At 60.4% G+C, this 13,519-nt stretch carries 13 protein-coding genes; 3 read left to right on the top strand and 10 right to left on the bottom strand.

What is annotated here, in order from left to right:
• Window positions 1–2 precede the first annotated feature (2 nt).
• From DI396_RS03375 to DI396_RS03405, 7 genes are all read right to left on the bottom strand, one after another.
• Window positions 3–2,303, bottom strand: a complete 2,301-nt coding sequence (locus tag DI396_RS03375) for a NosR/NirI family protein (protein WP_235851721.1) — start codon at window positions 2,301–2,303, stop codon at window positions 3–5.
• On the bottom strand, window positions 2,300–2,689 hold the full coding sequence (locus DI396_RS03380) for a hypothetical protein (protein WP_162617134.1): 390 nt from the start codon (window positions 2,687–2,689) through the stop codon (window positions 2,300–2,302). The genes DI396_RS03375 and DI396_RS03380 overlap by 4 nt, the downstream gene beginning before the upstream one ends.
• 243 nt (window positions 2,690–2,932) lie before the next feature.
• Complete coding sequence (locus DI396_RS03385; protein WP_110794683.1) at window positions 2,933–3,838, bottom strand: energy transducer TonB; 906 nt, start codon at window positions 3,836–3,838, stop codon at window positions 2,933–2,935.
• Complete coding sequence (locus tag DI396_RS03390) at window positions 3,835–4,227, bottom strand: ExbD/TolR family protein (RefSeq protein ID WP_235851722.1); 393 nt, start codon at window positions 4,225–4,227, stop codon at window positions 3,835–3,837. Before DI396_RS03390 ends, DI396_RS03385 begins: the two co-directional genes overlap by 4 nt.
• The gene (locus DI396_RS03395; protein ID WP_110794684.1) at window positions 4,224–4,631 is read right to left on the bottom strand and encodes an ExbD/TolR family protein; all 408 of its coding nucleotides are present in this window, start codon (window positions 4,629–4,631) and stop codon (window positions 4,224–4,226) included. The genes DI396_RS03390 and DI396_RS03395 overlap by 4 nt, the downstream gene beginning before the upstream one ends.
• Entirely contained in the window at window positions 4,628–5,734 is a 1,107-nt protein-coding gene (locus tag DI396_RS03400) for a MotA/TolQ/ExbB proton channel family protein (RefSeq protein WP_110794685.1), read from the bottom strand. Before DI396_RS03400 ends, DI396_RS03395 begins: the two co-directional genes overlap by 4 nt.
• 115 nt (window positions 5,735–5,849) lie before the next feature.
• Complete coding sequence (locus DI396_RS03405) at window positions 5,850–6,437, bottom strand: TonB-dependent receptor domain-containing protein (protein ID WP_110794686.1); 588 nt, start codon at window positions 6,435–6,437, stop codon at window positions 5,850–5,852.
• On the opposite strand from DI396_RS03405, the gene DI396_RS03410 reads away from it, so the two are divergent.
• Window positions 6,427–6,543, top strand: coding sequence for a DUF2218 domain-containing protein (locus DI396_RS03410; protein ID WP_235851723.1), 117 nt, complete (start codon window positions 6,427–6,429; stop codon window positions 6,541–6,543). The genes DI396_RS03405 and DI396_RS03410 overlap by 11 nt on opposite strands.
• Before the next feature lie 162 nt (window positions 6,544–6,705).
• Here the strand turns inward: DI396_RS03410 and trhA are convergent, their stop codons facing one another.
• Window positions 6,706–7,344: a PAQR family membrane homeostasis protein TrhA gene (gene trhA / locus DI396_RS03415; RefSeq protein WP_110794687.1), complete on the bottom strand. Its 639-nt coding sequence runs from the start codon at window positions 7,342–7,344 to the stop codon at window positions 6,706–6,708.
• A 493-nt stretch (window positions 7,345–7,837) separates the two neighbouring features.
• On the opposite strand from trhA, the gene DI396_RS03425 reads away from it, so the two are divergent.
• Both DI396_RS03425 and DI396_RS03430 read left to right on the top strand, forming a co-directional pair.
• Complete coding sequence (locus DI396_RS03425) at window positions 7,838–9,046, top strand: DNA cytosine methyltransferase (protein WP_110794689.1); 1,209 nt, start codon at window positions 7,838–7,840, stop codon at window positions 9,044–9,046.
• Window positions 9,046–9,885 carry an Eco29kI family restriction endonuclease gene (locus DI396_RS03430; RefSeq protein WP_110794690.1) on the top strand — a complete coding sequence of 280 codons (840 nt, stop codon included), beginning with the start codon at window positions 9,046–9,048 and terminating at the stop codon, window positions 9,883–9,885. Before DI396_RS03425 ends, DI396_RS03430 begins: the two co-directional genes overlap by 1 nt.
• A 549-nt stretch (window positions 9,886–10,434) precedes the next feature.
• Here the strand turns inward: DI396_RS03430 and DI396_RS03440 are convergent.
• Together DI396_RS03440 and DI396_RS03445 are read right to left on the bottom strand one after the other, a co-directional pair.
• The gene (locus DI396_RS03440; protein ID WP_235851724.1) at window positions 10,435–11,235 is read right to left on the bottom strand and encodes an IclR family transcriptional regulator; all 801 of its coding nucleotides are present in this window, start codon (window positions 11,233–11,235) and stop codon (window positions 10,435–10,437) included.
• A gap of 734 nt (window positions 11,236–11,969) precedes the next feature.
• Entirely contained in the window at window positions 11,970–13,373 is a 1,404-nt protein-coding gene (locus DI396_RS03445; protein WP_110794692.1) for an amidase, read from the bottom strand.
• Between the last annotated feature and the right edge of the window lie 146 nt (window positions 13,374–13,519).

Genomic DNA, 13,519 nt, shown 5'->3' on the forward strand with positions numbered 1-13,519 from the left:
TTTCAGGTTTTCCGAATATTCGGATGGTTTTCGAGCCCCTTGAGATCGCGGTTGGACAGATCCGGCGCGCTCACGGCGGCACGGCGCTTGTCCTTGCGGATCACGACGGGGCACTTCGAATGGGATTGGTAGAGCACCTGACAATGCATACAGTTCAGGCACTCGTTGGGATTGATTTCCCCTGTTGGGTGAATGGCCTGCACCATGCATTCATTGGCACAGGTCTGGCAGGGGCTGCCGCATTCCTTGTAGCGTTTGAGCCAATCAAACATCCGCAGCCGCGCCGGGATCGCCAAAGCCGCGCCAAGCGGGCAAAGGTAACGGCAATAGAACCGTTCAACAAAAAGCCCCGCGATGAGCAACGCCGCAGCATAGGCGACAAACGGCCAGGCGCGGATGAATTTGAGGATGATCGCGGTTTTGAAAGGCTCCACTTCGGCCAGGTGTTCGGCCTGTTCGATGGAATAGAGCGAGACGCCGAACAGTCCGAGAAAGATCATATATTTGACCGCCCAGAGCCGTTCATGCAGCCCCCACGGCAGGGTCCATTGCGGGATGCCGATGCGGCGCGCCACACGGTTGGTCAATTCTTGCAATGCACCAAACGGGCAGAGCCATCCGCAATAGGCACCGCGCCCCCAGAACAGCAGCGCCGCCGCCACAGAGAACCACAAAATGAACGTCAGCGGATCAAGCAAGAATGCCTGCCAGCTAAAGCCCGACATCAGCGCACCAAACAAGGCCAACAGGTTCACCACCGACAATTGCGCATTGGCATACCACCCCAAAAACACCAGTGTCAGCAGCAAGAACCCGACCCGGAACACCCGCGTGGCCTTTTCAGAGCGGGTAAGGACCTGTTGGAAGAAGAACGCAGCGGTAAGCACAAAGAGCATCGCCCCAAGCGCAATGACTTGCAGCTGTTTTTCTTGCCAGATGCGGCGCCATAAAGCGTTCTGCGCCGCGACCTCGGATTGGTCCGCCGCACGCGGCGCGGCAGCGGCAGACGCCGCTACTTCGGTCAGGTAGGCCTGTGGCAGTTGGTAGGCCAGATCAAAGGTGGTGAAGACTTTTTCAATCGCCGCCACTTCGCGCTGCACCAAAAGCTGCAAGCGGAAAGGTTTGGCCGGATCAAATCCCACATCGGCGGGGATTTTGAACAGGTCGCGTTCGGTATATTCAGGCGCGCCTGCGGCTTCGATCAACCCCATGCGGTGATGCCCCCGGTCGCGGAACCGGACCGAAATATCGTCCTGGATCAACACGATCCGGTCAAAAATCCCGCCGCGCACGTAACCGGATCCCTTAAAGGAATACAGCCCGCGCCCCACCACCATGATCGCGTGTTCGCCCGGTTCCATCCACTCCTGCAGGTTTTGGTTTTCCGCCGCTCCGAGCAAGCTTTCACCAACGGAAGGCACGCTGACCAAAGCCACCTGCATGTCGATGAATGTGGTTTCCGGTGGACGTTTGATCGCGCGTTTTTGCGCACGCGGGTCGTCCATTTCGGCAAAGGCCGCGTTGATTTGCCCCACGTCCAAAGACAGGCGGCGCAGGGTGCCGTCCCCTTCCATCGTTGCCCAATCGGCGGGGGCGGTGGCGGCGGGATTGATCTCATAACGCGGCCCTGTGGCAACATCGGCGCGCAGCCCGCCCAATCCCAACGCCCGCGCCACTTTGAGCCCGGCGCGGATGATGCTGTCGTCGATCACCATCACGGTGACGGTGGCACCGGAGATAATATTAAGCTCATGCGAGGCGCCGCCAGATGCGGCCTCTTGCACCAGATCCAGCCCCTTATAAGCTGCAACCATTGCTTTGATTTTGCTATCGGGAATGCCAATCAAAACAATCGGTTCGGAGTGTTTGACCAGATCAACACCCAACACTCGCGCGTCCTGATCAACCGCAACCATCGTATGAATGGGCTTGCCGGAATATCCGGTTGTGCCGACAAAATCCGAGGTGACAAAAACATACCCGATCTCTTCCCCGCCGCGCAAAAGCGGCGCAACCGGCAAATCGGCGCGCAATGGACCATAGGCCTCTGCCCCCTCAACCAGATCGGCGGGAGAGACTTTGGCCAGATAGGTGGCGAGAACGGGGGGGGTGTTTGCCGCAGTTTGGGCTGTGGCGCTCTGCGCAGAGACGGTGATCAACGCCAGACCGGCAACAAAACTGATCAACGCCCAGAAAATAGCGCGGCTGGTAAAGACCTCATATAAATGCGCGCGGCATGTGCGGCGCAGGGCACGCAGTTCGCGCGCAATGAGGGCTGTGGTGGAGAGGGACACGTGCATCATAGAATCGTTTCTGTTGGCTGCACCACTGGGGGTGCGCGGGCATGCGCCAAGCGCAGGTTTTGAGCGATATAAAGCTGCTCTGGTGCGCAGGCTGCCTCCGCGCTGCGCCAGACAGGTGAGGTCAAGGCGACCCGACCAACCGGCACCGCGAAAGCAATCAACTGGCAATCCGCACAATGGTCACACCCCAGGTCGCGGGGAGACACGGGCTGGCCCTGCACATTGATGGTGATGCTTTGCGGCCCGTCGGTCCCACAGATCACTATGTCGGTGGTGCCGGTTTGGGCCAGAGCATGAGACAGGCGCACAATCGATCCTGCATAGGCCGAGGCGCTCATGCTCATGGCCAGAATCAGGCACAGGATTGGTGTGATCAAAGGTCTCATGCCCGAAGCCATAGCGCCGCCGGATATCTGCGGTCCTTGACACCGATCAATTCAATTTTCGGAATGTAACATTTCGGGCGACTTAGGGGTAGACGCCTCGCCCCCCGACTTTCGGGCGTTGCGGTGTTGGGTTTGTAGGTGACGGCGCTGTCCGGCCTGTCACGCACCGCGACAAGCCGGTTTTATGCCGCGCGACAAACGCCCTGCAAAGCGCCACACTTCAAGGCGCAAGCGTGTCCGAGGTCAATTAAAAACAACCGGCAAAGTGAAACTATAGCTGGATTTGGGCAGCCCTTTTGGGGCACGCGGCAGGCGGCCCGCGCGCTTCACCGCACCGACTGCGGCCTGATCCAGCGCACTGTGCCCAGATGAGCGCGCCACGGACACGCGGCTGAGCGCACCGCTGGACTGCACGGTCAGGCGCAACACCACCCGCCCACGCAACCGCCCCGGCGGGGAGCGTTTGGCGCGGTCAATACGGGCGCGTATCCGGCTGCCCCAAACCGAAATCATACGGGCTTCCTGCCCCTGACTCAAAGTGGCAGAGGACTGCTTGCCGCCCTGCCCCGCCTGAGCGCCGCCGCCCGCACCGGCGGCTTTTTGCGCCGCGCGCCCCGCTGATGCGCCTTGCGCCTTTGGGGCGGGGGCGGCTTTCGGGTTCGGTTTATTTTTGGCCAGCGGTTTGGCCCGCTCCTGTTTCGGCTTCGGTGTGACCGCAAGCGATTTTGGCCGCTGCACCGGACGCTTTGAGGTTGTCACCGCCGAGGCATTGACATCCTCGGGCGGCGGCGCGGACAGGGTATCGACTTGCGGCGCTTCCGGCACGACCGGAGCCGAGGGCAACGCAATCATATCCGGACGTGGCAGGATCGGCGCGCCTTCGATCATTGCAGGTGGGGGATCCGGCGGCGCGGCGGCATCCGGCCGGGCGATTTCAGGCGGCGCGATCTCTTGCGCTGTTTCGGGCGGACGCTCCCATGCCTCGACCATGGTTTCGATCTGTGGCGGGGCGGCCACCAATGTGATGACCGCCTCCCCCCCGGACCCGGCAGAATTTTCCCCCTCAGGGCGCGAGAAGGACAACGCGAATGCCAGATGAAGCAGCAACGCGAAGACCGTAAATCCGGCAATCTCCAGCACACGGATCATGATCCCTCTACAACCAAGTCGACCGAGGCCAGCCCTGCTTCGGCCAGTGTTTTGAGCAATCGTGCCACCGTCGCGGCCGGCGTTTGTTTGTCGGCGCGCAATTGCGGGGCTGGGCCGCCCTGCTGCTGCGCCGCGATGAAAGCTTTGATCGCAGCAGCTCCGCGCGTCTCCGCAAAGGCCATCTCGCCCTCTGCAGAAAGCAAGAGCGCGGGGACGGGGTCGGCGGGGCTGTCTTGGGCGGCAGCCGGTGGCGCGATCTCGAAGGGGTCCGGCCGCGCGATCTGCGAGGTCATCAGGAAAAAAATCAGCAGCAAAAACACCACGTTGATCATCGGCACGATGGATTCGGGACGTTGCTTGCGCTGCGCAGGACGGAAATCGAGGCTCATTCAAGCACCACCAATCGCGCGTATCCGGCGCGGCGCAAAATCTCGGCAACAGTGACAACACGTTGCAACACCGTGCCCTCGCCGCCGCGCAGAATAATCACATCCTCCTGCGATGCGGTCAGCGCCTTGATCTGCGCCGCCAGAGTATCTTCCGCGACCGCCTGACCGTTCAAACGCACACCCTCCGGCAGGATATCGATCAACCGTGGCGGGCCGGAATATCCGCCGCCTCCGGTTGCCAAGGGCATCGGCAACGTCACATCCATACCAAAGCGCGATGCCAGCATGAAAAACACCAATAGCAAAAACACCACGTCGATCATTGGCGTCAGGCTGGGCCGCCTGCGCTTGCGCCGGCGCCCCGGCACAGTAAAATCATACTCCGCTTCGACGCTTTGGGTCATTGGGCGACGAGGGCCGCCTGCCCTTTAGTGGCGGTGCGCCCCCCGGCCTCAGAGGCCTCTGAGCCAGAGGCGATCATCCCCGCCTCATGCACAAATATCCGCGCGGCAAAACTTTCCATATCCTCGCGCACACGGTCGATCACGGCTTCGAACCATGTCAGCGCAACAGAGGCGGGAATCGCCACCGCCATGCCTGCCGCCGTGGTCAGGAGCGCCTCCCAGATGCCGCCAGCCAAAAGCGCCGGATCGGCACGGCTGCCGGCTTCCTGCAGGGCTTGGAACGCCGCAATCATACCCAAAACCGTGCCCAACAACCCAAGCAGTGGTGCGATCGTGGCGATCAGATCCAATGCCCGAAGGCCGCCCGATGCACCGGACAGAATTTCGCGGGCAACGCGGGTGGCGTCTTCGCGGGCGGCGCCGGCGGGGCGGTTGCGCACGCCTTGCATCATCGCGGTGCAAAAGCGGCTGCGCAATCCACGGCGCGGCGTGACAAGCGCCAATGCCCCCTCTGCGTCGCCGGCCTCCCATTGGGCCACCGCCTGCGCAGAGATGCGCCGCGACCAAGCCCCCATGAGGACCAACCGCCATGTTTTCCACAAGATCAAGGCAACGGTCACAACAGACAGCATCGCAATGGCCCAAATCGCCGGGCCGCCAGTTTCAAGGGCGCCTTGCGCGCGCGACAGCGCACCGCGCAGCGGCGCGACAGGGTCCGGCGCGGGCACTATGTCTTGCGCCGCCGCATCTGCCTGTATTTCATCCTCCTGAAGACCGGACGCGCCGCCAGCGGCGGGTTCTGCCACGATATTCTCCCGCGCGCTAACCTCGGCCAATTCGTCGCTCTGTGTCCGCAGAGATTTTGACGGGGCGAGCTGCGGCGCGGCGGGCGTCTGCGGCAAGGGCGCGACCAAAGAAGCCGCAGGTGCGTCTTGCGCCGCCCCGGTTTGTGCCGCCTCTGGCACGGTCCCTGTCGCCGGTGCCTCCGGTGGGACCGGCACGTTTTGCGCCGCAACCGGCGCCGCTGTCAGAAGAAGCCCCGCCATTGCAACCCCGCTCAGTGCGAGGCAGAGTATTTTACTCAGGCCGTGTCGGGTTGTCATATCATCATCCTCTATCGTCAAATACCGCCGTCCCGGCCCCGAACGCCTCACAGGTGCGGTGCGCGATGCCGAACAACCGCCTGTCAACACGCACCCACACCATTGCAGCGCCGATCTAGAACCGCAGGTTCGTGGTCAAGGCGATGGTGCGCCCTGGTTCGGTCACCGGCACGATCGACGACGGCAAGCCAATGCCGTCACTGGTGCGGCTCGAGTATTGCTCATCGAATAGATTGCGCACATCGAGCCGAACCTCAAGGCCGCTGATCTTGCGCGGCGTATAAGAGGCATAGACATTCACCACCTCATATCCGGGCAAGGCCTCCATTCCGCCGACGCCCGCCGTGTCCTCATTCTCGAGCGCGATCTCTGCCGATCCGCCCAAAGTCCATTGTTCATTGGCCTGCCATGCGCCCGAAAGGCCGATCATATGCCCAACCGGACGCCCTGCATAATATTCTGTGGTGGTGACGGTGGCACCACCGGTTTCCACCTCGGCGTAGGTCCAATTGAGTTCGGCATGCCCCTGCCCACCAGTATACCGGATCGACACATCAATGCCCTTCGAGGTCAAATCCAAGGCGCGACGGGCCGCGCCAAGCACCTCGTCGATATCGTTGATTTCAGTATAAAACAGCGCCGCGCTGGTTTTCCACGGTCCGCCACAAATGCTCGCCGATGCCGTCGGCTTGATGTTCACCATCTCCGCGCAGGATGACAAAGACCTGCAAACGGCACGGGCTATGATTGAGGACCACCTCAAACGGTTTGCCTTCCGCGAGAATTTTACCGCGCTCGACTGGAACTGAACGCCGCACCCGCCGGACCGCCTGTTTGCGCCGCACCCGTGCGTGGGCAACGGCGTGCCGCTAACAGCGGGGCATAACGGTGCGGACCTTATTCGTTCGGAGTTCATCCCAAAGCGAGGGCATCACGACAAGTGCCATGGCCTCGCGGTTCGGCAAAGCAGGCTAAAACAGCGCGATCCATATGCCCGCAAACATGAACATCGCGCCAATATGGACCCAACTGTGCCAAATCGCATAGCGAAACGGCATGGATTTGCGGGCGTAGAATGTTGTGCCGACCACATAACACATAGACCCGCCAAGGATGCACCAAAGGGTCGCGACCGGCACATTCGTCAGGTCTGGCAAGGCACATAGCCCGATCGCCCCCAACCCAAGGTAAGAGGCCGTCGACCAGCGCGATTTGACGTTTTCATCCGTGATTTTCTTCCAAATCGCCAAACCCGTCAGCCCCCAGCACAGCCAAAGAAGCGTCAACGTCCATGTGGTATCCGCCAAGATGAAAAACGGCGTGAAGGTTCCGGAAATGCTGGGATAAATCGCCGCATGATCGATGCGCCGCAACAGCAAACGCCGCCCGTGCCATGGCGCGAAATGATAGGCCCAAGAGGCCAAGCTGGAGATCAGCGCGCACAGCACATAGACCACCACCGAAACGATTCCCTTGCCGTCCAATCCTGCCGATGCTTTGATCAGCAACACCCCCCCTGCGCTCAAAACCAAAGCGAGGCCAATGATATGAACGATCATATCCGCACGGCGATGGGACGGGTTTTGGCTTGGGTAGGTCGTGAGTGTCATTGGGTGCCCCATAAACGGATGGCAACGCCTTACGGTTGTTGCAGCGTTAAGTCCAGAACGACCCGCCCGCGAAACCCAGCGTCACCCGCCATTGAAATCCCCAGCGGGCCGGTCGAATTCCCCGCCCCTGCTGCGATTGTCTCCGGCGACGCGCGCCCATACGGTCGCGTTCCCGCTCTGCCCAAACAGACAAAACCATATCCCGCGCGCGCAAGACCATCCCCACCAACACATCGTAAAATCGGGGACAAAACCAAGCTGCCACACCCACCCGCGCGCGCCGCAGCACCGCCACCGAGGGTGCGGCATTTTCTGCGCGGGCCTATGCGCCCCCTTGGCCAGTTTAGACAATGCGCATGATGCAAGGCACCTACGTTCCCAGGATCGTAGCTGCGCGCTCATAGGGGCTTTGACGCCATATATTTTCCAATTTTTCTTGAGAACGGAGGAAGATTCTGGTCTAAGACGTGGAAACGGCGGGCTGGAACATACGATGAACACAACCACGATATCGGTATCAAAGCGCAGGTCTGTCGAACTGTTTGCTGGCGCTGGTGGCTTGGGCATCGGTCTGGCCAAATCCGGCTTTGAGCCCCAGCTTGTGGTCGAGCACAACAAATGGTGTTGCGATACGCTGCGCGACAATCATGACATTCTCACAGACAAAGACGTCACATCGCAACCATGGCACGTCCGTGAAGGCGATATCCGCCGTGTCAACTTCAGCCGTTTTGACGGCACGCTTGATTTGATATCGGGCGGCCCTCCTTGCCAACCTTTTAGCTTGGGCGGTCGCCACCGCGCCTATGATGATGCCCGCGACATGTTTCCCCAAGCGGTGCGCGCGGTGCGCGAAGCCCGCCCAAAGGCCTTTGTGTTCGAGAATGTCAAAGGTTTGATGCGCGCCTCATTTCAGAACTATTTCGAATATATCCAGTATCAAATGGAACATCCCGAGATGGTCGCCCGGCCGGACGAACATTGGGAAGACCATCTGGCCCGTCTCGAACGCCATCATACCCGCTCGAAGCGTCCGGGCCTACATTATCGCGTGGTCACGCGGCTTTTGAATGCGGCCAATTACGGCGTCCCACAGAAACGCGAACGTGTCCTGTTTGTCGGATTTCGGGACGACATCGACGCACGTTGGTCATTTGACACCGGCGATCACAGCCTTGAGGCGCTGGTTTGGGATCAAACCTACGGGACATATTGGGACCGTCACAAGATCGCCAAAAGGGACCGGCGGCTTGAGGGCCGCTCCTTGCAACTGTCTCGCAAACTTTCTGCCGACGATCGCCCGCCCTCAAAACCATGGGCAACAACACGCGATGCGATTGCCGATTTGCCAGACCCCCGCAAGGCCAAGCAATCGGCCTCTGTGTTCAATCACAAGTTTCAAGACGGCGCGCGCCCCTATCCGGGCCATACCGGATCCTATCTTGAGGAACCCGCCAAGACCCTCAAGGCCGGCGTTCACGGTGTTCCGGGCGGCGAGAACATGTTGCGGCGTGCCGACGGGACGGTCCGGTATTTCTCTACGCGCGAAGCGGCAAGATTGCAGACCTTCCCGGACAGTTACAGATTTCACGGCGCCTGGAGCGAATGCATGCGCCAACTGGGCAATGCGGTGCCTGTCAAGCTTGCGCAGGTCGTCGGGGATAGCGTCGCCAAGCAGCTTGCTGCATCCGAGAGCCGCTAATGGCGCGCCGCCCGGAATTGATCAAGGTCGAGGAAACCCGCGCCGCCATCGACGACCTTACCCATCTGGCCACCTCTACCGCCCTGACGGGGCCCTCCCGAAAATCGGTTTTGGGGGCCATTGCGGAGATGCAAGAGGCTCTCGATCGACTGACCCGCGATCTCGATCCCGTGGCGTTACCGGAAGCGTTTTTTGACCCAACGGAGCCGCGCCTGATCGGGCATTTCGTCGCCCTGGCACTTATTGCGCAGGACCGGCGGCCGCTCGCAAATGTGTCCAAGTCCTACGGGTCGGGCGTTTATGCCATCTACTACACCGGCGATGCCGACATTTACGCACCGATTTCAGGCACAGAAACCCCGATCTATGTGGGCAAGGCCGATCCACCCGCACATGCGAAATCGGTCACCGAACAATTGACAAAACTAACCGATAGATTGGCCGAACACCGCAAAAACATCGACAAGGTTGCCGGCATTGAATTGGCGGATTTCGAATGCCGCGCGCTTGCGGTGCAAAGCGGGTATCAAGCATCGGCCGAAATCCACCTCATTCGGCTTTTCGAACCCATCTGGAACAATGAAAGCCGTATCCTTTTTGGCCTTGGAAAACATGGCGACGCCTCGACGACGCGCGCCAACAACAAAAGCCCATGGGATACGATTCATCCGGGACGGGCCTGGGCGCAGCGCAGCCCAGAGGCCAAAACCATAGCCGAGATCTCTGCCGAGGTCGCAGCGCATTTCGAACGGGCCAAAATTTTCATGACGCCCGAAGATGTGTTCGAAGCCTTCGCACGCGGCATACGGCAGCAGGACCGATTGGACGCGCGTCCCTAACACTCTGCCAGATGTCGCTTCGGGCGGGGTTTGCCATTGCCGGCGCCCCATGACGCCCTCGCAACGATCTTTGCAGCGCCAGACGGGCAACCCCACCTAGACGTGTCGCGCATGTTTTATCGCGTGCAGAGGCTGCGGAACCCAGCCCGCAACGCGGCGTCTTGGGTGAAATTCGGTCGCGGACGGGGAAACCATGCGCCACGCGGCTGTTGCGTCGGGCGATGATCCTGCCGCCGACCGGGCCGTTACCCGTCCGATCAATACCGCATGTATCGGCGTACTCCTCGGGGTGATGTTCCTCACGCCGAAGCACGAAGATCGAGCCTGACACTTCGCACAGTCCGAAATCTTGCAAAAGGACCTTACCCAGCTGGCGTAGCGCGTGCTTCTGTTCCTCGCGAGACATCAGTGCCCTCGGCGACCCGTTGCTTCACGCCTTGGTCGGATGCCGTGCGGAACTTGCTCTGCGCCCTGCCTGTGATGCAGGGATGTGCCATCTTGCCACTCAACTTGTTCAATCATGAGCTCTTGCTGCGTATTGCGGCGACGCTAGTAAGCCAGTCTTCTTTCCAGCTTGCGTTCGATTGCGCGCGCCTCGCGTGTTAGAAGTTCTGCCAGCATGGGCTGACGGTCGGGTTGCATCCGGCTATCGAGCGCGGCGATGGAAACCGCCCCGATGACATCGCCCGTGGGCGCCCGAAGCGCGACACCGATCCCCCAGGAATTCGCCATAAGCTGCCCCGGATTCAAGGCCCAGCCTTGCGCCTCGGCAATGGCGACGCTTTTGTCGATCACGCCAACAGTATAGCCTGCATAGTGTCGGCGTATTTCCTGCGCCACGTCATCGCGCACGATACGACGCTCGGCTTCGGGCAGTGCAGCAAGGATCGCCATGGACCCTGCTCCAACTCCGAGAGGATGACGATCGCCGGCTTGCAATGCCTGCGTTCGGATCGGATAGGACCCCTCCTCGCGGTGCAGACAAACCGCGTAGGAGCCGCGCCGAACCGAGAGAAAGCTTGAATCACCGCTCTCGGCGGAGAGCGCGAGCAGATTGCCCATCGCCAGGCCGAGCAGATCGAACCGCCGCACCGCCATCTGCCCGACAATGTAACTCTCGGGACCGAGGTGGTAAGCGCGCGTCTGCGCATCTTGTTCGACAAAACCTGCCCTGATCAGGGCAATCATCATCCGGCGCACGGTTGGGCGGCTCAACCCGGACGCATCGGTGAGGAATGTTATCGGCACACCACGACCGTCGCCACTCGCCACCAATGACAGAAGGCCAAGCGCCCGGTCAATGCTCTGAGCGCCTCCAGAAGTGGATTTTTCTCCGGCTTGAATTTCCATATAATGGATACCTCAAATTCTGTACTAGTTACACCAACAGCCCTGCTTCCTTCTGATATCGAGTATATCGCACCAAATCAAGAATACACACTCCACTATCCGAAGTTTTGGCGCCTGCGTCATTGGTATGAATTATCCATATTGTAGATGTTATATCTCTGAAAAGGAAACTGTGCTCTGCCCATCCGACCTCATCGATCCAACGTCAGAACCGATATTTGAGAACCCAACTTGGTTTGCGTCCACTTAGCTGGTGGGGATCCCGGTGGAGGCGGGGCCGTCCAACGGCTGCGCGGCTGAGGGGGGAGTATATCGACTTTTATCCTGGTCACACCGAAAGGCCAAGACGCTCGCTGCGCCTCAGTGCAGCGACCCCCTAAGAAAGATCCATGGGATTAATCTTGCATTGAACCTTCGCAGCTTTCTCGCCACGGCCCGCTCGACTTGGTATGATGCCCCGTGAAACTCTCCCACTTCGGTTCCTGCTATGAGGAGCTGCCTGCCTCCCCCATAAACAAGATGACCTGCTGCGCCGACCGTTGATCGCCGAAAAGGTGTTCGAACGGGAATGGCCGCCCTTTTCGGTATAACGCGAGTTTGAGTGCAAACGACCCGACACCATCGTCAGTATCGGGCCGTCATAATATCCTGAAGGTGTTGTTCAGGGGGAACGTGGCATGATGTCCTTCTTCTGGAACTTCAGCATGCCACGCGTCGTGGCGCAGATAGCGGCCTCACATCGCCAGCGGCGGGCGGTTGGGCCAGGTGAAGTCGTCTTGATAAGCCTTGCCCGCGCGTAGCAACAAGCCCTCTTCGACGTGCCGTCCGACGAGTTGGCAGCCAACCGGCCGACCGTTCGCATCAAGCCCGCCGGGCAGTGTGATCGTTGGGCTGCCGGTCAGATTTTGCATGCTGCTGAAGAATGCCAGTTCAGTCAGGCCGGTCGGCTGTTCGCAAAGCTCGTTAAAGTCCTTGAGCGAAGGCGCGGCGGTGGCCATGACCGGGGCGACAAACAGATCCACGCTTTGGAAGAGTGCGGCGATCTGGCCACAGAATTCACGGCGCGTGATGGTCGCCTTGGCAAGATCGAGCGTGGTCACCGTTTTCGCGGTCTCGAGGAACTCCTTCAAGGCTTCACTATAGGCCGAGGGGCGCGCGGCGTACATGTCGGTGTGCGCCAGCAGAGCCTCGGCGTTGATGATTGCCCCCCAAGCCTGAATTGCGTCCTCGGTGGCGGGCATGGTGACGGGAACGATCTCTGCGCCGCGCTCCTTCAAAATGTCTATCATGCGCTGTGTTGCGGCTTGCACCGACGGTTCCACCCCATTGGTGCAGTACTGCTCATCGTAGCCAATGCGGATGCCCTTCACGCCTTGCCCCAGACCGCTCAGGTAGTCCGGAACCGTGTCCGAGAGGCTGGTCGGATCATTCTCGTCCCTACCTGCAATGGCCCCCAGCATTGCCGCCGCATCCTCGACCTTGCGGGTCAGGGGTCCGACATGATCCAAGGTTTCAGCGAGCGGGACAACGCCGTAGCGGCTGACGCGTCCCCATGTCGGCTTAAGCCCGACAACGCCGTTGCAATAGGCGGGGAACCGGATCGAGCCGCCGGTATCGCTTCCCAAAGAGCCAAAACACAGGCCGGCGGCGGTCGCAACGCCCGAACCGCTGGACGAGCAGCCGCACCAAGTATCCTCTCTCCAGGGATCAATTGGCGGCGCGATACCGGGGTCATAGGTGATCAGCGCAGCTTCGGTCATCTCCAATTTGCCCAGTATCACCGCGCCCGCATCGCGCAGCTTGCTGACCACGGTGGCATCGCGTTCGGGGATGCGATCCTGAAAGCCCGCAACGCCGAACGCCGTGACGACGCCTTTGGTATCGCAAAGATCCTTGACGGCAACCGGCACGCCGTGCAGCGGGCCGCGGCGCTTGCCGGCCTTCAGTTCGGTCTCGGCGCGCTTGGCATCTTCCATCGCCTGATCGGTCATGACCCGTGCGTAGCTTTTGATTGTCGGGTCGACTTGTTCAATCCGCGCCAGCATCGCTTCCGTCAGTTCGACCGGCGAAAGCGCGCCGCTCGCCATGCTCTCGCCAACTTCGACAAGCCCGGAAAAGCCCAGTTCTTCATGTTTCATTTCATTTCCCTTCTCAGTTTTATTAGAGTGTCGATTTTATTAGAGTGTCGATCGTAATCGCCCCTGCGGGACGTGTTCGGGGTGCATCCACCCAGTACAAAAACCTGCCGCGCCTTTCCGCGTGATAGGGCGCCATTCGGGCGCCA

Origin of the sequence: Litorivita pollutaquae, from assembly GCF_003205515.1 — a bacterium.
Classification (GTDB): Bacteria; Pseudomonadota; Alphaproteobacteria; order Rhodobacterales; family Rhodobacteraceae; genus Litorivita; species Litorivita pollutaquae.

Excerpts from the sequence above, each read along its gene's own strand:
- DI396_RS03425 (WP_110794689.1), top strand. The coding sequence starts at position 7,838 with ATGAACACAACCACGATATCGGTATCAAAGCGCAGGTCTGTCGAACTG.
- DI396_RS03400 (WP_110794685.1), bottom strand. The coding sequence starts at position 5,734 with ATGACAACCCGACACGGCCTGAGTAAAATACTCTGCCTCGCACTGAGC.
- DI396_RS03385 (WP_110794683.1), bottom strand. The coding sequence starts at position 3,838 with ATGATCCGTGTGCTGGAGATTGCCGGATTTACGGTCTTCGCGTTGCTG.
- trhA (WP_110794687.1), bottom strand. The coding sequence starts at position 7,344 with ATGACACTCACGACCTACCCAAGCCAAAACCCGTCCCATCGCCGTGCG.
- DI396_RS03395 (WP_110794684.1), bottom strand. The coding sequence starts at position 4,631 with ATGACCCAAAGCGTCGAAGCGGAGTATGATTTTACTGTGCCGGGGCGC.
- DI396_RS03445 (WP_110794692.1), bottom strand. The coding sequence starts at position 13,373 with ATGAAACATGAAGAACTGGGCTTTTCCGGGCTTGTCGAAGTTGGCGAG.
- DI396_RS03380 (WP_162617134.1), bottom strand. The coding sequence starts at position 2,689 with ATGAGACCTTTGATCACACCAATCCTGTGCCTGATTCTGGCCATGAGC.
- DI396_RS03390 (WP_235851722.1), bottom strand. The coding sequence starts at position 4,227 with ATGAGCCTCGATTTCCGTCCTGCGCAGCGCAAGCAACGTCCCGAATCC.
- DI396_RS03410 (WP_235851723.1), top strand. The coding sequence starts at position 6,427 with ATGTTCACCATCTCCGCGCAGGATGACAAAGACCTGCAAACGGCACGG.
- DI396_RS03375 (WP_235851721.1), bottom strand. The coding sequence starts at position 2,303 with ATGATGCACGTGTCCCTCTCCACCACAGCCCTCATTGCGCGCGAACTG.
- DI396_RS03405 (WP_110794686.1), bottom strand. The coding sequence starts at position 6,437 with ATGGTGAACATCAAGCCGACGGCATCGGCGAGCATTTGTGGCGGACCG.
- DI396_RS03430 (WP_110794690.1), top strand. The coding sequence starts at position 9,046 with ATGGCGCGCCGCCCGGAATTGATCAAGGTCGAGGAAACCCGCGCCGCC.
- DI396_RS03440 (WP_235851724.1), bottom strand. The coding sequence starts at position 11,235 with ATGGAAATTCAAGCCGGAGAAAAATCCACTTCTGGAGGCGCTCAGAGC.